The following is a 15,982-nucleotide window of genomic DNA, read 5'->3' on the forward strand; positions in this document are numbered from 1 at the left end:
ACACCATGTTCTGCCCCTTCTGCCGCCACCCCGACTCCCGCGTCGTCGACTCCCGCACGAGCGACGACGGCCTGTCGATCCGCCGGCGCCGGCAGTGCCCCGAGTGCGGCCGCCGCTTCAGCACCACCGAGACCGCGAGCCTCAGCGTGATCAAGCGCAACGGCGTGGTCGAGCCGTTCAGCCGGGAGAAGATCGTCACCGGCGTCCGCAAGGCGTGCCAGGGCCGTCCCGTCACCGACACCGACCTCGCGGTCCTCGCGCAGCGCGTGGAGGAGGCGATCCGGGCCACCGGCGCGTCGCAGATCGAGGCGAACGACATCGGCCTGTCGATCCTGCCGCCGCTCCGCGAGCTCGACGAGGTCGCGTACCTCCGCTTCGCCAGCGTCTACCAGGGCTTCGACTCGCTCGACGACTTCGAGTCGGCCATCGCGCAGCTGCGCGTCGCGCACGCCGCGAGCCCCGACGCCGACGCGCTCTGACCCCCTCCGCGACCCGGGCCCGGGCAGCCGGCGACGGCGCGCGCAGGCGCTAGCCTGGTGCCGATGTATCCCCTCCTCTTCCGCACGGTCCTGTCGCGCATGGACCCGGAGGACGCCCACCACCTCGCGTCCACGGCCATCGCCCTCCTCCCGTCGTCCGGCCTCGGCTGGATCGCCCGGCGGCTGACGGCACCGGATCCGTCGCTCGCCGTCGACGCGCTCGGCCTCCGCTTCCCGTCGCCGTTCGGCGTCGCCGCCGGCTTCGACAAGGATGCGCACGCCGTGCTCGGCCTCGGCCAGCTCGGCTTCGGCCACGTGGAGGTCGGCACGGTCACCGCGGAGGCGCAGCCCGGCAACCCGCGGCCGCGCCTGTTCCGGCTCATCGAGGACCGCGCCGTCATCAACCGCATGGGCTTCAACAACGGGGGAGCGGCGGCCCTCGCGGACCGCCTCCGTCGCCTGCGGGCCCGGCCCGACCGGCCGGTGATCGGCGTGAACATCGGCAAGACGCGCGCCGTCGCCGTGGAGGACGCGGTGGCCGACTACGTCACCTCCACGCGCCTCGTCGCCCCCGTCGCCGACTACCTCGCCGTCAACGTCAGCTCACCGAACACGCCGGGCCTCCGCGGCCTGCAGGAGATCGAGCTGCTCCGGCCGCTGCTCACGAGCATCCGCGACGCGGCAGACGGCGTGCCCGTCCTCGTCAAGATCGCGCCCGACCTCCAGGACGCCGAGGTCGAGCGGATCGCGGGGCTCGCGACCGAGCTCGGCCTCGGCGGGGTCATCGCCACGAACACGACCCTCTCCCGGGCGGACCTCCGCACGGACGCGGCGGTCGTCGAGGCGGCGGGCGCCGGCGGTCTGTCCGGTGCGCCGCTCGCCCCGCGCGCGCTCGTGGTGCTCCGGATCCTGCGCCGCGTCCTGCCGGCGGACGCGTGCGTCATCTCGGTGGGCGGCGTCGACACGGCCGCGGACGTGCAGGCGCGCCTCGACGCGGGCGCCACCCTCGTGCAGGGCTACACGGCGTTCCTCTACCGCGGCCCGCTCTGGGCGCGGTCGGTCAACGCCGGCCTCGCGCGGCTCCGCCGCTCACGCTGACCCGCGCTCCTCGCGCGACGGAGCGGTCGCGCGCCCGGTCCGGGCGAGCGGGCGTCGGATCAGCTGAAGGTGACCTTGTCGCGCCGCTTCACCTGCGGCTTCGGCAGGCGCATCGGCCGCATCTGGATGGTGCGCATGCCGGTGTACCAGCGGATCCCGCGCTCGACGCGGTCGGCGCCCACCCGGGCGACGATGGCGGCCCGGACGCGACGGCCCGTGAAGTAGGCGTCGATGATCGCGGCGATGACGAACACGTAGATCGACAGCAGCGGGATCGCCGAGAGGTTCGGCAGCACGAACGTGAGCACCACGACCACGCCCATCACGGGCAAGAGCAGCTCGCCGACGCTCCATCGGGCATCCACCACGTCGCGGGCGTACCGCTTCTGCGGGCCCTTGTCGCGGACGGGCAGGTAGCGCTCGTCGCCGGCGGCCATGCCGGCGTTGGCGCGGGCGCGCGCCTCGCGCGCCTTCTCCTTGGCCTGCTGCGCCGCGAGCTTGCGGTCCTGGGGCACGAGCGGGCGGAGGTTCGCGGCCTCCCGCTCCCGACGGGTCGGGGTGGGACCCTTCTTCCCGTCGGCCGTGCGGCCGTCGACGGGCGCCGCGGCGCTCGTCTCGGAGGGGGTCTCTGCGGGGGTCTGCTGCTTCGCCACGTCTCTCGTCCTTGCCTGGAGTGAATCTAAGATTACCTGCATGACGCCTCCCGACACCTCCGCAGACGCCGTGACCGCACCGGACCAGGAGGCCGTCGACCGGCTCGCCGCCGCCGTCGCGGGCGGGCTGCCCACCACGATCGCCGACCTCTCGGCGCTCGTGCGCATCCCCTCCGTCTCCTGGCCGGCCTTCGACCCGACGCACGTCGCCGCCAGCGCGGATGCCGTGGCGGGCCTCCTCGCGGGGCTCGGCGTGTTCGACGACGTCTCCGTCCATCGGGCGACGACCCCGTCGGGCGACGACGGCCAGCCGGCGGTCCTCGCCACGCGCGCCGCCCGGAACGGCAAGCCCACCGTCCTCCTCTACGCGCACCACGACGTCCAGCCCCCCGGAGCGGACGAGCACTGGGAGACGCCGCCCTTCGAGCCGACCCTCCGCGGCGACCGCCTGCACGGGCGCGGCGCCTCCGACGACAAGGCCGGCATCATGACGCACGTCGCGGCCATCCGCGCGCTCGTCGAGGCGGAGGGCGACGACCTCGACCTCGGGCTCGCCGTCTTCATCGAGGGGGAGGAGGAGGCCGGATCCCGCTCCTTCTCCGACTTCCTCGCGACGCACCACGACGCCCTCGCCGCCGACGTGATCGTCGTCGCCGACAGCGACAACTGGGACGTCGACACCCCCTCGATCACCATCGCCCTGCGCGGCAACGTCACGTTCCGCCTCACGGTGCGCACGCTCGACCACGCGTCGCACTCCGGCATGTTCGGCGGCGCCGTCCCCGACGCGATGATGGCCGCCGTGCGCCTCCTCGACTCCCTGTGGGACGAGCGCGGCTCCGTCGCCGTCGCGGGACTCACCTCGACCGACATGGACACGCCCGCCTACGACGACGCGCGCCTCGCCGAGGAGGCCGCCCTCCTCCCGGGCGTCTCGCCCGTGGGCACCGGCCCGATCCTCACCCGGCTGTGGGCGCAGCCCTCCATCACCGTCACGGGCATCGACGCCCCCTCCGTCGCCAACGCGAGCAACACGCTCCTCCCGGAGGTGTCCGTCCGCATCAGCGCGCGCATCGCCCCCGGCCAGACGGCCGCGGACGCGTACCGCGCCCTCGAGGCGCACGTCGAGGGGCACCGTCCCTTCGGCGCGCACTTGGAGATCAGCGACGTCGACCAGGGCGACCCCTTCCTCGTCGACACGACGGGCTGGGCCATGGCCGAGGCCACGGCAGCCATGACCGCCGGCTGGGGGCGCGCGCCCGTGCAAGCCGGCATCGGCGGATCCATCCCGTTCATCGCCGACCTCGTCGAGGCCTTCCCCGCGGCCCAGATCCTGGTCACCGGCGTCGAGGACCCGGACACGCGCGCCCACAGCCCGAACGAGTCGCAGCACCTGGGCGTCCTGCAGCGCGCGATCCTCAGCGAGGCCGTCCTGCTGTCGCGCATCGCCCGCCGCGCCTGACCGGTCGCCGGCCCGCCCGTCGCGTCGCCGGGCCGGCGGACGGGAACACCCGGGTGACTCCCGCGGTTGCACGACGTAGACTCCACCGGAGTCGCCCGATCGCAGATCCCACCACCCGAGGAGTGCTCATGACCGACACCACGCTGACCGAGACCGCCCAGGCGGCCCACCGCGTCGGACTCACGGACACCGCGGCGAGCAAGGTCAAGAGCCTGCTCCAGCAGGAGGGCCGCGAGGACCTCCGTCTCCGCGTCGCCGTCCAGCCCGGCGGCTGCTCCGGCCTCATCTACCAGCTCTACTTCGACGAGCGCGAGCTCGACGGCGACGCCACGGTCGACTTCGACGGCGTCGAGGTCATCGTCGACAAGATGAGCGTCCCGTACCTCGACGGCGCCACCATCGACTTCGAGGACACCATCCAGAAGCAGGGCTTCACCATCGACAACCCGAACGCGGGCGGCTCGTGCGCGTGCGGTGACTCGTTCCACTGACACACGGAACGGTAAGCGGATCTGGGCCTGGAAACACGGGGTCCGAGCAGGGAGTCGTCCTTCGGGCGGCTCCCTGTCGCGTAGTGTGGAACTCGTCACATCCGGTTCTCCGAAGGGTCTGCACGTGCGCTTCACTCGCCGTCAACGTTGGCTGACGATCCCCGTCGCCCTGGGCATCTCGATACTCCTCGCGGGGTGCACGCAGCAGCAGCTCCAGGGCTTCCTGCCCACGCAACCGGGCACGACGAACCACGTCGACTCCGTCATCGGCCTGTGGGTCACCGCCTGGATCGTCCTGCTCGCGGTGGGCGTCCTCACCTGGGGCCTCACCATCTGGGCCGCGGTCGTCTACCGCCGCCGCAAGGGCCAGACCGGCCTGCCGGTGCAGATGCGCTACAACATGCCGATCGAGATCTTCTACACGATCGTGCCGCTGATCCTCGTGCTCGGCTTCTTCGCCTTCACCGCCAAGGACCAGGCCGCCATCGAGGCGCGCTTCGACAAGCCCGAGGTCAAGGTCCAGGTCTTCGGCAAGCAGTGGGCCTGGGACTTCAACTACCTCGGCGGCGAGACCGAGGCCGGCCAGCCCATCGAGGGCGGCGCCTACGAGCAGGGCGTCCAGGCGGTCGACGACCCGGCCGGACCCCAGGGCTCCATCGACAAGGACAAGCTCCCCACGCTCTACCTGCCGGTCAACACCAAGGTCGAGCTCGAGCTCAACACGCGTGACACCCTGCACTCCTTCTGGGTCGTGGACTTCCTCTACAAGAAGGACCTCATCTCCGGCAAGACGAACTACATGACGTTCATCCCGGAGAAGGAGGGGACGTACATGGGCAAGTGCGCCGAGCTCTGCGGCGAGTACCACTCCCTCATGCTCTTCCAGGTCAAGGTCGTCTCGGTCGACGAGTACAACGCGTACATCGAGAGCCAGAAGGCGGCCGGCTTCGAGGGCGACCTCGGCAAGGACTACGACCGCCTGCAGAACCTCCCCGGCACCGCCGTGCCGACCACCACCGAGTCGTCCGAAGAGTAGGGCAGCAGAAACGTGACATCGACCCTCAACCGTCCCACCGCGATCCCCGCGGGTCAGGCGAAGGTCCTCGACGGCTCCGGCAAGGCCGAGCGTCGTGGCAACGTCGTGGTCAACTGGATCACCTCCACCGACCACAAGACGATCGGGTACCTGTACCTGATCACGTCGTTCCTCTACTTCTGCCTCGGCGGCGTGATGGCCCTCGTGATCCGGGCCCAGCTATTCGAGCCCGGCCTGCACGTGGTGGAGACGAAGGAGCAGTACAACCAGCTCTTCACCATGCACGGCACGATCATGCTGCTCATGTTCGCGACGCCGCTCTTCGCCGGCTTCGCCAACGTGCTCATGCCGCTGCAGATCGGCGCACCGGACGTCGCGTTCCCGCGGCTCAACGCCTTCGCGTACTGGCTGTTCAACTTCGGCTCGCTCATCGCGGTCGCGGGCTTCCTCACCCCGGCCGGAGCGGCCTCGTTCGGATGGTTCGCGTACGCGCCGCTGTCCAGCACGACGTTCTCGCCAGGGTTGGGAGGGAATCTCTGGGTGATGGGCCTCGCGCTCAGCGGCTTCGGCACCATCCTCGGCGCGGTCAACTTCGTCACGACGATCATCACGATGCGCGCCCCCGGCATGACCATGTTCCGCATGCCGATCTTCACGTGGAACATCCTCGTGACGTCGATCCTCGTGCTCATGGCGTTCCCGGTCCTCGCCGCCGCGCTGTTCGGCCTCGGCGCCGACCGCATCTTCGACGCGCACATCTACGACCCGGCCAACGGCGGCGCCATCCTCTGGCAGCACCTCTTCTGGTTCTTCGGGCACCCCGAGGTCTACATCATCGCGCTGCCGTTCTTCGGCATCGTCTCGGAGGTCTTCCCGGTCTTCAGCCGCAAGCCGATCTTCGGGTACAAGACGCTCGTGTACGCGACCATCTCCATCGCGGCCCTCTCGGTCACGGTGTGGGCTCACCACATGTACGTCACCGGATCCGTCCTGCTGCCGTTCTTCTCGCTCATGACCATGCTCATCGCGGTCCCCACGGGCGTGAAGATCTTCAACTGGATCGGCACGATGTGGCGCGGCTCGGTCACGTTCGAGACGCCCATGCTGTGGGCCATCGGCTTCCTCATCACGTTCACGTTCGGCGGCCTGACCGGCGTCATCCTGGCGTCGCCCCCGCTCGACTTCCACGTGTCCGACACGTACTTCGTCGTCGCGCACTTCCACTACGTGGTCTTCGGCACCGTCGTGTTCGCCATGTTCTCCGGCTTCTACTTCTGGTGGCCCAAGTGGACGGGCACGATGCTCAACGAGCGCCTCGGCAAGGTCCACTTCTGGCTGCTGTTCATCGGCTTCCACACCACGTTCCTCATCCAGCACTGGCTGGGCGTCATGGGCATGCCGCGTCGCTACGCGACGTACCAGCCCGAGGACGACTTCACGTGGATGAACCAGCTGTCGACCATCGGCGCCGGCATCCTCGCGCTGTCGATGATCCCGTTCTTCCTGAACGTCTGGATCACCGCCCGCACGGCTCCCCGCGTGACGGTGAACGACCCGTGGGGCTACGGCCGCTCGCTCGAGTGGGCGACCTCCTGCCCGCCGCCGCGGCACAACTTCACGTCCATCCCGCGGATCCGCTCGGAGGCCCCGGCGTTCGACCTGAACCACCCCGAGGCGGGCATCCCCGTGGGAATCGGTCCGGCGAAGGACGCTCCCGATGCCGCGACCTACGACATCTCCAGCGACAAGGTGAAGTGACGTGCGCGCCAATAGGAACCTCTTCTACGTCCTCTCGGTCTTCTTCGTCATCGCGGCGGCGGCCTACACGATCTGGCACGTCATCGACACCGGTGAGGTCGAGTGGGTCGGCACGCTGGCCATCGCGCTCTCCGGCGCGCTGGCCGCGTTCATCGGCTTCTTCGTGGCGCGGCTGTACGCGGCGCAGAACGGGGAGCTCCCCGAGGACCGCAGCGACGCCAACGTCGATGACGGCGACCCGGAGCTCGGCTTCTTCAGCCCGTGGAGCTGGTGGCCCGTGATCCTCGCGGCCGGTGCCGCGTCCGTGTTCCTCGGCCTCGCCGTGGGCATCTGGATCGCGATCATCGGCGGCGGGCTCGCGCTCATCGCCCTCGTGGGCTGGACCTACGAGTACTACCGCGGCTACTTCGCGCGCTGATCCGATGGTCGACATCCGGCACGCCCAGGCATCGGACGGGGACGCGGTCTTCGCCCTGTGCCAGCAGCTCGACATGATTAACGCGCCGGCGACGCGGGACGACTTCGACGTCACGTTCTTCCACATCCTCCGTGCCAACAAGGACGTGGGCCGCGACGTGCTCCTGGTCGCCGAGGACGGCGGCCGGGTCGTCGGCTATGCGTACCTCGTCGTGTCGCGGCTCCTGTACGCGGGCGGGCTCAGCGCCCACCTGGAGGAGCTCGTGGTGGACACCACGGCGCGCAGTGCGGGGACGGGCTCCGCCCTGGTCCGCGCCGTCGAGCGGCTCTGCGGCGATCGCGGCGTCGGGCAGATCACGATGAGCACCCGTCGCGCCGGCGAGTTCTACAAGCGCCTCGGGTACGAGCGCACGGCCGAGTTCTACAAGAAGCTCCTGCGCTAGACGCGCGGCTGCGCCACGGAGAAGCCCGGCCCCCTCGGGGGCCGGGCTTCTCCGCGTCCGGGGACGCGGGGGCCGGGCACCAGGGGAGCCCACGGAGGCTGGACGGCGGGGCCTCGATTCGTGCGGTTCAGCGAGGCGGGGCGGCACGGCGGATCGCGACGACCGTGACGTCGTCGGGCGGGGTCGTCGCCAGGCGCGTGAGGCTCGCGACGGCGGCGTGCGCCGTGGACGCGGCGTCCGAGGCCGTCCGCGCGGCGAGGTCCATGGAGCCGGAGGTGCCGTCGAACAGATCCAGCACGCCATCGCTGCAGACGAGCAGCATGTCGCCGGGGTCGAGCCGGATGGTCGTCGTGCTCCACTCCTGGGTGCCCAGGACGCCGAGGGGGAGATGACGCGACGGCACCGGCTCCCGTCGGCCGTCGGCGCGGCAGACGACGGAGAGCCCATGGCCGGCGTCGACGAGCGCGATCTCCCCGGTGCGCGCGTCGAGGCGCATGTGCAGGAGGGTGACGAACGCGTCGTTGGCGTCGAGGTCCGACACCACGGCGCGATCCACCACGGAGAGGGTGCGCGCGGGGTCGAGGGCGGGGGAGGCGACGCGGAGCGCGGCGCGGACGGTGGCGGCGATCATGGCCGCGCCCACCCCCTTGCCCATGACGTCGGCGAGCGTGACGACGAGGCCATCCGGCGTGCGCTGCCAGTCGAAGAAGTCGCCGCTCACCGCGCCGCTGGGGACGCAGGACCCGGCCACCTCGTAGCCGGGCAGGTCCGGGACGGTCTGCGGCAGGAGACGTCGCTGCACGCCGCCTCCGTCGACGAGCTCCTGCCGCGACGTGGCGGCGCGAGCGGCGAGCGTCTTGGCCACCTGCTCCCCGCTGAGCGAGGCCATGCTGAACGACACGACGACCAGGAGCAGCATCGTGATCAGGGTGGTGCTCGGGGTGCCGAACCACTCCACGAAGGCGTCGCTCCGTGGACCGGCCACGAGGAACACGACCGTGCGGACCGCGTAGTAGGCGGCCAGCGCCCCCGACGTCAGGATGAGCGGCCACCGGGTGCGGGACAGCCCCGCGTCCAGCATGACGATCTCCCGGGTGGACATCCCTATCAGGCCGGCCATGAGCGCCAGGTAGAGCGGGCCGCCGGACCAGTCGTTGACGGCGGGGGAGTCCGCGGCCGACACGACCGTGACGAACGTCGCCGGAGCCACCACGAGCCACCAGGGCGTCCCCCGATCGCGGAGGGACCGGCTCCCCATCCACACCGACGCCGCGCCCGCGACGATGAGCCCGTTGCCGAGCGGGTTGCTCCACCCCTGTGCGCTCGTGCCGTCCAGGAGGTAGGCGAGCGAGCCGCCCATGAAGAGGGCCAGCGCGGCGCACCACCAGAAGCTGAACGGAGATCGCGTGCTGCGGAAGGTCACCAGGGCGAAGAGCAGGAACAGCGTGAGGGTCGTGACGCCGAAGGCGACGCGGAGGGTGAGCGAGTCGAGCAAGGTGCGGTCCGTGTTCCCTGGGTCGGGCCCGGCGGGGGGATCCGGAGGGGATCCACCCGTCGCGAGAGCGGGGCTCCCATCGGGAGGGACGACGCCGAGGGAACCGCTTCCCCCCGGCAGCAGCACTGTGACCTCTGCCACGCTACCTGCGGTCGGGCGTCCGTGTGGCGCGGGGCATGGAGACCGACGCGCATCGGCCTCCCCTCACCGTGACGTCGGTCGTCAGGCCGTCGCGCTCCGCTCGCGCCGACGGAGGACGTGGATCATCACGTCGATCGTGACGCCCTGCAGGTCGGCGTCGGCCTCCGGAGCCTCGATCGGGGAGGTCGGCTCGACGGGATCCGGGGCGGCCGGGTGGTGGGCGGACGGGCCCATGCCGAGCAGCAGGCCGACGTCCTCCTCGGACAACCGCAGGACGCGCTGCACGCGCGTCTCCGACACGGGCTCGAAGAGGGCTTCGGCCGCCTCGAGGATGCGTTCCCGCTTGTCCTCCTGGACGCCCACGGCGCGACCCTCGGCCCGGAGCTCCTCGAGGTGACCCGGCCCGGCGGCCACGATGGCCACGTGCCCACCGGGAGCGAGCGCCCGGTGGAACTCGGGCAGGTTGCGCGGCGCGAACACGTCGAGGATCACGTCGGCCACGCCGTCGCGCAGGGGGAGCGCCGCCCAGGTGTCGGCGACGAGCCCGTCCACGTCCTGCCGGGCTCGCACCGCGATCGCGACGGCCGCGGGGGAGAGGTCGGCGGCGAGGCCGGTCGCTCCGGGGATCCGGTCCAGCACGGCGTGGAGGTAGTGGCCCGTGCCGCATCCGGCGTCGAGGATGCGGAGCCCGCCGGTCGCCGGCACCCCGCCTGCGTCGGAGGCCTCCTGGCGGCCCGTGGCCGCCGTCAGCGCGCCCATCACGCCATCGACCAGCGGTGCGTAGTGGCCGCGCTCGAGGAAGCCGCGGCGGGCCGCGAGCATGCCGGCCGAATCGCCGGTGACGCGGGTGCCCGGCGCGAGCAGGGAGGCGTAGCCCCGCTTGTTCACGTCGACGGCGTGGCCGCGGTCGCAGCGGAGCACGAGCGGCGGCACGGCGTGGAGATCGTCGCCGCAGGTCGGGCAACGGAGCCACGATGCGAGCCGGACGAGATCCACGGGTGCTCCTCGGGGAGATGGCCGACACAGCGGGTGGACGCACGAGAGCCGGTCCGGCGTGGTGCCGGACCGGCTCTCGGTCGTCATCCGCGGTGAGCGGGGACGGGGTGGTTCCTAGTGGTGGTCGCCGTGGCTGCGCTCGACGTCCTTCGTGGTGACCGGGGAGATCCGGTCCTCGAAGAACCACTTCGACAGCGCCGCGCGGGCCCGCTGGTTGACCGTGATGCGTCCACGGCTGTCCGGTCGGATCATGAGCGGCTTGTAGTCGTCGAAGCTGACCAGGCGCCAGCGCTCGTACTCGTCGAGCTGCTCGTGCACCTCGATGAACTCGCCGCCGGGCAGCTTCACGATGCGGCCCGACTCGACGCCGTGGAGGGCGATCTCGCGGTCCTTCTTCATGAGCGCCAGGCAGATGCGCTTCGCCACCTGGTAGGCGATGACCGGTCCGAGGATCAGGAGCGCCTGCAGGGTGTGGATGACGCCCTCCATCGACACCTTGAAGTGCGTGGCGATGAGGTCGGAGCTCGCGGCGGACCAGAGGACCGCGTAGAACGTGACGCCGGCGGCGCCGATGGCGGTGCGCGTCGGGGCGTTGCGCGGGCGGTCGAGGATGTGGTGCTCGCGCTTGTCGCCGGTGATCCACGCCTCGATGAAGGGGTAGAGCGCGACGAGCACGATGAACAGACCCAAGACCGTGATCGGCAGGATGATGTTGAACGAGAACGTGTGGTCGAACAGCACGAACTCGAGTCCCGGCGGCACGAGGCGCAGGGCGCCGTCCGCGAAGCCGATGTACCAGTCGGGCTGGGTTCCGGCGGACACGGGCGAGGGGTCGTAGGGGCCGTAGTTCCAGATCGGGTTGATCGTGAAGAACGACGCCATGACGACGATCACGCCGAAGACGACGAAGAAGAACCCGCCGGCCTTCGCGGCGAAGGTGGGGAGCACCGGCACGCCGACCACGTTCTCGTTCGTGCGGCCGGGGCCGGCGAACTGGGTGTGCTTGTGCACGACCACGAAGAGGAGGTGGAGCGCCAGGAACGCCACGAGGATCGCGGGCAGCAGCAGGATGTGCAGCGTGTAGAGCCTCGGGATGATGTGCGTCCCCGGGAACTCGCCGCCGAAGAGGAGGAAGGAGATCCAGGTGCCGATGACCGGGATGCCCTTGACCATGCCGTCGATGATCCGCAGGCCGTTGCCGGAGAGCAGGTCGTCGGGGAGCGAGTAGCCCGTGAAGCCCTCGGCCATCGCGAGGATGAAGAGCACGAAGCCGATGAACCAGTTGAGCTCGCGCGGCTTGCGGAAGGCACCCGTGAAGTAGATGCGCAGCATGTGCAGGCCGATGGACGCCACGAACAGCAGCGCCGCCCAGTGGTGGATCTGCCGCATGAGCAGGCCGCCGCGGATGTCGAACGAGATGTCGAGCGACGACGACATGGCGACGGACATCTCGACGCCCTTGAGGGGCGCGTACGAGCCGGCGTAGTGCGTCTCCGCCATCGACGGGTTGAAGAAGAACGTGAGCCACGTGCCCGTCAGCAGGATGACGACGAAGCTGTAGAGCGCCACCTCGCCGAGCATGAAGGACCAGTGGTCCGGGAAGATCTTCCGCCCGAACTCCTTGACGGCGACGCTGACGCTGGTGCGCTCGTCGAGGTAGGTGGCGGCGGCGGCGGTGAGGCCGCCCCCGCTCTTGGCGGCGGGCGCGGCTGCACCCGTCGTGGTCGGATCAGCTGTTGTAGTCACCACGACGCTCCCAGAAACTCGCCCCTACGGGCTCGGTGAAATCACTCTGTGCAATGAGGTAGCCCTCGTCGTTGACGGCGATGGGCAGCTGCGGCAGGGGCCGCTTGGCCGGTCCGAAGATGACCTCGCAGTGGTTGGTCACGTCGAACTGGGACTGGTGGCAGGGGCAGAGCAGGTGGTGGGTCTGCTGCTCGTAGAGCGCCACCGGGCAACCCACGTGCGTGCAGACCTTCGAGTAGGCGACGATCCCGTCGTAGGACCAGCCCTTGCGCTCCGGCGTCTCGACGAGGTCCTCGGGGCGGAGGCGCATGAGCAGCACCGCGGCCTTGGCCTTCTCCTCGAGCTTGCCCTCCTCGAGCTCCATGAGGGAGGCGGGGATGACGTGGAACGCGGAGCCGATCGTGACGTCCGACGCCTTGATGGGGGTGCCGGAGGGGTCGCGGGTGAGGACCTCGCCCTTCTTCCACAGCGTGTGGCTGAGGGCGGAGGCGGGCTCCTCGGCGCTGCCCGGGTAGAGGTCGCGGAAGAGGATCACGGCCGGGAGCGGGAACGCGACGAGCGCGCCGATGAGGCTGTTGCGGATGAGCGAGCGGCGGCCGAAGCCGGACTCCTCGTTCGCCTGGGCGAAGATCTCCACGGCGCGGGCCTGCGTGGCGGGCGAGCCGCCCTGCGGGTGGCGCTCGTCGATCAGCTCGTGGTCGCTCATGAGGGCCTTGGACCAGTGGATGGCGCCGATGCCGAGGCTGAGGAGCGCCAGCGCGATGCCGATCCCCAGGAACAGGTTGTTGAGGCGGACGCTGCCCGGGTCGTCCGCGTAGATCGGGAAGCCGAAGTACGCGCCGATGGCGAAGACGCTGCCCACGATCGACAGGTAGAACCAGGTGTAGACGACGCGCTCGGCGGTCTTCGCCTTCTTCGGGTCCTTGTCGGTGACGCGGAGGCGGTGCTCCGGGAAGCCGGGGTTCTGGAAGGCGTCGCGCGTGGCGACGGCGGTGCCGCCGGCGAGCACGACGTCACGGCCTGCCGGCTCGAGCTCGCCGGCGTCGTAGCCCGCGGGGACGACGCCCGACTCGTCCTTATCGTCGTGTGCCATGTGCGTGCCTCTCCTGAGTTCTGGTGCGGGTCATCGATGCGGGCGTCAGTTGGACCGGGCCGTGAGCCACACGGTCAGGGCGACGATGCCGCCGAGGCCGAAGATCCACATGAAGAGCCCCTCGGAGACGGGGCCGAGCCCGCCGAGGTTCGCGCCGCCGACCGTGCTGTTCTCCTCGATGTACTGCAGCGACGTGATGATGTCGCGCTTGTCCTCGGGGGAGATGTTGGTGTCGTTGAAGACCGGCATGTTCTGCGGGCCGGTGACCATGGCCTCGTAGATGTGGACCGGGGCCACGCCCTCGAGGCTGGGCGCGAACTTGCCCTCCGTGAGGGCGCCTCCGGCCGCGGCGACGTTGTGGCACATGGCGCAGTTGATGCGGAAGAGCTCGGCGCCGTTGGCCGCGTCACCCTGCCCGTCGAGGTACTGGCTGTCGGGGATCGCCGGGCCGGGGGCCAGGGAGGCGACGTACGCCGCGAGCTCCTTGACCTGCGTGTCGGTGAACTGCGTGGGCTTCTCCGGCGCCTGGACCGTGGTGCCCTGGAGGGGCATGCGGCCCGTGCCGACCTGGAAGTCGACCGAGGCGGCGCCGACGCCGATGAGGCTCGGGGCGACGCCCGTGCCGGTCGCGTCCATGCCGTGGCAGGTGGCGCAGTTCGAGCCGAAGAGCTTCTGGCCCTCGTCGATGGTCTGCGCCGACTTGAGGTCGACCTCGGCCGACGCGGTGCCCGACTGGATCATCGCGTACGCGCCGCCCGTGGTGAGCAGGCCGATGGCGAGCAGGGCGATGGTGGTCAGGGGGCTGCGGCGACCGGTTCGACGGGCGCGTGCTGTCTTGGTGCTCATGCTGTGGTTGATGCTCCCGCTCGGTGCTATTTGAGGACGTAGATGACCAGGAAGAGCCCGATCCAGACGACGTCGACGAAGTGCCAGTAGTAGGACACGACGATGGCGCTCGTCGCCTCCCTGTGCCCCATCGACCGGACGGCGAAGATGCGCCCGATGACGAGGAGGAAGGCGATGAGGCCGCCGGTGACGTGCAGGCCGTGGAAGCCCGTGGTCATGTAGAACGCCGAGCCGTAGGCATTGCTGCTGAGCGTGATGCCCTCGGTGACGAGGGTGGCGTACTCGAAGATCTGGCCGACGACGAAGATCGCGCCGAGGGCGTAGGTGAGGAAGAACCACTCGACCGTGCCCCACTGGCTGGGCTTCCAGCCCGTGGCCCGCGCCTGGAGCCGCTCGGCCGCGAAGACGCCGAACTGGCACGTGAACGAGCTCGACACGAGGATGAGCGTGTTCACGAGCGAGAAGGGCACGTTGAGGCGTCCCGCCTCGAACTCCCAGAGGGCGCCGGACGTCGAGCGCAGGGTGAAGTAGATCGCGAAGAGACCCGCGAAGAACATCACCTCGCTGCCGAGCCACACGATGGTGCCGACGGCGACCGTGTTCGGCCGGTTCACCACCGGCGCGGTCGATACTGGGGAGATTGAGGTGGTCGTCACAGGTTCCATTATGACCCAGGCCGACGACACCCGATGCCCACCCCGGCCGCCCGTGAGATCCGATCCAGCCGCTCGTTAGGCTGATCGCCATGCCCTCCGCCCCGACCTGGCCCGCGCTCATCACCACCCTGATCGAGGGGCGCCACCTGTCGGTGTCCGAGTCCACCTGGGCCATGCGCCAGGTGATGCGCGGGGAGGCCACTCCCGCGCAGCTGGGCGGCCTCCTGGTCGCGCTGCGGGCCTCGGGCGAGACCGTCGACGAGATCGTCGGCTTCCGCGACGCCGTCCTCGAGGAGGCGCTGCCGCTCGACGCGGATCCGCGCGCGCTCGACATCGTCGGCACGGGAGGGGACCCTTACGGCGCGGTCCTCAACATCTCCTCCGTGGCCTCGGTCATCGCCGCCGCCGCGGGCGTCCCCGTCATCAAGCACGGCAATCGGGGGGCGAGCTCCTCCTCGGGCGCGTCCGACGTGCTGACCGCCCTCGGGGTCGACCTCACCATCGCGCCCGAGCGCGTCGCCGCGGTGCTGCGCGAGACGGGCATCACGTACGCGCACGCCGCCCTCTTCCACCCGGGCTTCCGCCATGCAGCTGCCACCCGGCGCGAGCTGGGCATCTCGACGCTGTTCAACGTGCTCGGCCCGCTCTGCAACCCGGCGCGCCCCGAGGCCTCCGCGGTGGGCGTCGCCGACATCTCGCGCGTCCCGCTCATGGTGGGCGTCTTCCGGACCCGCGGCGCCACGGCGCTCGTGTACCGGGGCGACGACGGGATCGACAAGCTCACGACCACCGGGCACAGCCACATCTGGGAGGTCAGCAGGGGCGCGGTCACCGAGCACGACCTCGATCCGCTCGAGCTCGGGATCCCGCGCGCGCCCATCGAGGCGCTCCTCGGCGAGGGGCCGGAGCAGAACGCGGAGGTCATCCGTCGCGTCCTCGCCGGCGATCCCGGTCCGCAGCGCGACGTCGTGCTGCTGAACGCGGCGGCCGGCCTCGAGGCCTTCGACCTGATGGGGGATCCGACGCGCGTGCAGCAGCCCATGGCGCGACGGCTGCGCGAGAAGCTCGCCGTCGCGGCCGAGGCCGTGGACTCCGGCCGCGCCGCCGCCAAGCTCGAGGAGTGGGCGGCCGCGACGCGCGCCTGATCCACGGCGACGCGGTCGATGTCGCGC

The 15,982-nt window shown here is 70.6% G+C and carries 16 protein-coding genes; 9 read left to right on the forward strand and 7 right to left on the reverse strand.

Annotation, left to right across the window (positions count from 1 at the left end; translation table 11 throughout):
* Positions 1-5 precede the first annotated feature (5 nt).
* Positions 6-479, forward strand: a complete 474-nt coding sequence (gene nrdR / locus FGI33_RS03915) for a transcriptional regulator NrdR (protein ID WP_043586489.1) — start codon at positions 6-8, stop codon at positions 477-479.
* 63 nt (positions 480-542) lie between these two features.
* Positions 543-1,577: a quinone-dependent dihydroorotate dehydrogenase gene (locus FGI33_RS03920; RefSeq protein WP_237582299.1), complete on the forward strand. Its 1,035-nt coding sequence runs from the start codon at positions 543-545 to the stop codon at positions 1,575-1,577.
* A gap of 59 nt (positions 1,578-1,636) precedes the next feature.
* On the opposite strand, the gene FGI33_RS03925 is transcribed toward FGI33_RS03920, so the two are convergent.
* Positions 1,637-2,230: a DUF3043 domain-containing protein gene (locus FGI33_RS03925; RefSeq protein ID WP_119433827.1), complete on the reverse strand. Its 594-nt coding sequence runs from the start codon at positions 2,228-2,230 to the stop codon at positions 1,637-1,639.
* A 40-nt stretch (positions 2,231-2,270) separates the two neighbouring features.
* On the opposite strand from FGI33_RS03925, the gene FGI33_RS03930 reads away from it, so the two are divergent.
* The 6 genes from FGI33_RS03930 (at position 2,271) to FGI33_RS03955 (ending at position 7,837) form a co-directional block, all read left to right on the forward strand.
* A complete protein-coding gene (locus tag FGI33_RS03930; RefSeq protein WP_119433828.1) occupies positions 2,271-3,692 on the forward strand; it encodes a dipeptidase in 1,422 nt (473 codons plus the stop codon).
* Positions 3,693-3,820: 128 nt separating this feature from the next.
* A complete protein-coding gene (gene erpA, locus FGI33_RS03935; protein ID WP_012038530.1) occupies positions 3,821-4,183 on the forward strand; it encodes an iron-sulfur cluster insertion protein ErpA in 363 nt (120 codons plus the stop codon).
* 124 nt (positions 4,184-4,307) lie between these two features.
* Positions 4,308-5,219 carry an aa3-type cytochrome oxidase subunit II gene (gene ctaC / locus FGI33_RS03940; RefSeq protein WP_119433829.1) on the forward strand — a complete coding sequence of 304 codons (912 nt, stop codon included), beginning with the start codon at positions 4,308-4,310 and terminating at the stop codon, positions 5,217-5,219.
* Positions 5,220-5,231: 12 nt separating this feature from the next.
* Entirely contained in the window at positions 5,232-6,977 is a 1,746-nt protein-coding gene (gene ctaD, locus FGI33_RS03945; RefSeq protein WP_172405937.1) for an aa3-type cytochrome oxidase subunit I, read from the forward strand.
* A 1-nt stretch (position 6,978) separates the two neighbouring features.
* Positions 6,979-7,395, forward strand: a complete 417-nt coding sequence (locus tag FGI33_RS03950) for a cytochrome c oxidase subunit 4 (protein ID WP_119433830.1) — start codon at positions 6,979-6,981, stop codon at positions 7,393-7,395.
* A gap of 4 nt (positions 7,396-7,399) precedes the next feature.
* A complete protein-coding gene (locus FGI33_RS03955) occupies positions 7,400-7,837 on the forward strand; it encodes a GNAT family N-acetyltransferase (protein ID WP_119433831.1) in 438 nt (145 codons plus the stop codon).
* A gap of 127 nt (positions 7,838-7,964) precedes the next feature.
* Here the strand turns inward: FGI33_RS03955 and FGI33_RS03960 are convergent, their stop codons facing one another.
* The 6 genes from FGI33_RS03960 to ctaE all read right to left on the reverse strand — a co-directional run bounded on the left by FGI33_RS03960 (position 7,965) and on the right by ctaE (position 14,819).
* On the reverse strand, positions 7,965-9,332 hold the full coding sequence (locus FGI33_RS03960) for a PP2C family protein-serine/threonine phosphatase (RefSeq protein WP_119433832.1): 1,368 nt from the start codon (positions 9,330-9,332) through the stop codon (positions 7,965-7,967).
* 222 nt (positions 9,333-9,554) lie between these two features.
* Positions 9,555-10,406 carry a methyltransferase domain-containing protein gene (locus FGI33_RS03965; protein ID WP_237582300.1) on the reverse strand — a complete coding sequence of 284 codons (852 nt, stop codon included), beginning with the start codon at positions 10,404-10,406 and terminating at the stop codon, positions 9,555-9,557.
* 177 nt (positions 10,407-10,583) lie between these two features.
* Positions 10,584-12,215 (reverse strand): cytochrome bc1 complex cytochrome b subunit, encoded by a 1,632-nt coding sequence (gene qcrB / locus FGI33_RS03970; protein ID WP_086522436.1) that lies wholly within the window; start codon positions 12,213-12,215, stop codon positions 10,584-10,586.
* A complete protein-coding gene (gene qcrA / locus FGI33_RS03975) occupies positions 12,199-13,308 on the reverse strand; it encodes a cytochrome bc1 complex Rieske iron-sulfur subunit (protein WP_119433834.1) in 1,110 nt (369 codons plus the stop codon). The genes qcrB and qcrA overlap by 17 nt, the downstream gene beginning before the upstream one ends.
* Positions 13,309-13,353: 45 nt before the next feature.
* Positions 13,354-14,154, reverse strand: coding sequence for a cytochrome bc1 complex diheme cytochrome c subunit (qcrC, locus tag FGI33_RS03980; protein ID WP_119433835.1), 801 nt, complete (start codon positions 14,152-14,154; stop codon positions 13,354-13,356).
* A 26-nt stretch (positions 14,155-14,180) separates the two neighbouring features.
* A complete protein-coding gene (ctaE, locus tag FGI33_RS03985; protein WP_079533409.1) occupies positions 14,181-14,819 on the reverse strand; it encodes an aa3-type cytochrome oxidase subunit III in 639 nt (212 codons plus the stop codon).
* Positions 14,820-14,899: 80 nt separating this feature from the next.
* Between ctaE and trpD the strand changes: the two genes are divergently transcribed.
* Positions 14,900-15,955 carry an anthranilate phosphoribosyltransferase gene (trpD, locus tag FGI33_RS03990; protein ID WP_119433836.1) on the forward strand — a complete coding sequence of 352 codons (1,056 nt, stop codon included), beginning with the start codon at positions 14,900-14,902 and terminating at the stop codon, positions 15,953-15,955.
* The last annotated feature ends 27 nt before the right edge of the window (positions 15,956-15,982 follow it).

It is taken from the genome of Clavibacter phaseoli, from assembly GCF_021922925.1.
Classification (GTDB): domain Bacteria; phylum Actinomycetota; class Actinomycetes; order Actinomycetales; family Microbacteriaceae; genus Clavibacter; species Clavibacter phaseoli.

What these genes read in the sequence shown, in the direction of transcription:
- qcrC (WP_119433835.1), bottom strand. Translation starts at nt 14,154, where the DNA reads ATGAGCACCAAGACAGCACGCGCCCGTCGAACCGGTCGCCGCAGCCCC.
- erpA (WP_012038530.1), top strand. Translation starts at nt 3,821, where the DNA reads ATGACCGACACCACGCTGACCGAGACCGCCCAGGCGGCCCACCGCGTC.
- trpD (WP_119433836.1), top strand. Translation starts at nt 14,900, where the DNA reads ATGCCCTCCGCCCCGACCTGGCCCGCGCTCATCACCACCCTGATCGAG.
- qcrA (WP_119433834.1), bottom strand. Translation starts at nt 13,308, where the DNA reads ATGGCACACGACGATAAGGACGAGTCGGGCGTCGTCCCCGCGGGCTAC.
- FGI33_RS03930 (WP_119433828.1), top strand. Translation starts at nt 2,271, where the DNA reads ATGACGCCTCCCGACACCTCCGCAGACGCCGTGACCGCACCGGACCAG.
- FGI33_RS03920 (WP_237582299.1), top strand. Translation starts at nt 543, where the DNA reads ATGTATCCCCTCCTCTTCCGCACGGTCCTGTCGCGCATGGACCCGGAG.
- nrdR (WP_043586489.1), top strand. Translation starts at nt 6, where the DNA reads ATGTTCTGCCCCTTCTGCCGCCACCCCGACTCCCGCGTCGTCGACTCC.
- FGI33_RS03955 (WP_119433831.1), top strand. Translation starts at nt 7,400, where the DNA reads ATGGTCGACATCCGGCACGCCCAGGCATCGGACGGGGACGCGGTCTTC.
- ctaE (WP_079533409.1), bottom strand. Translation starts at nt 14,819, where the DNA reads ATGGAACCTGTGACGACCACCTCAATCTCCCCAGTATCGACCGCGCCG.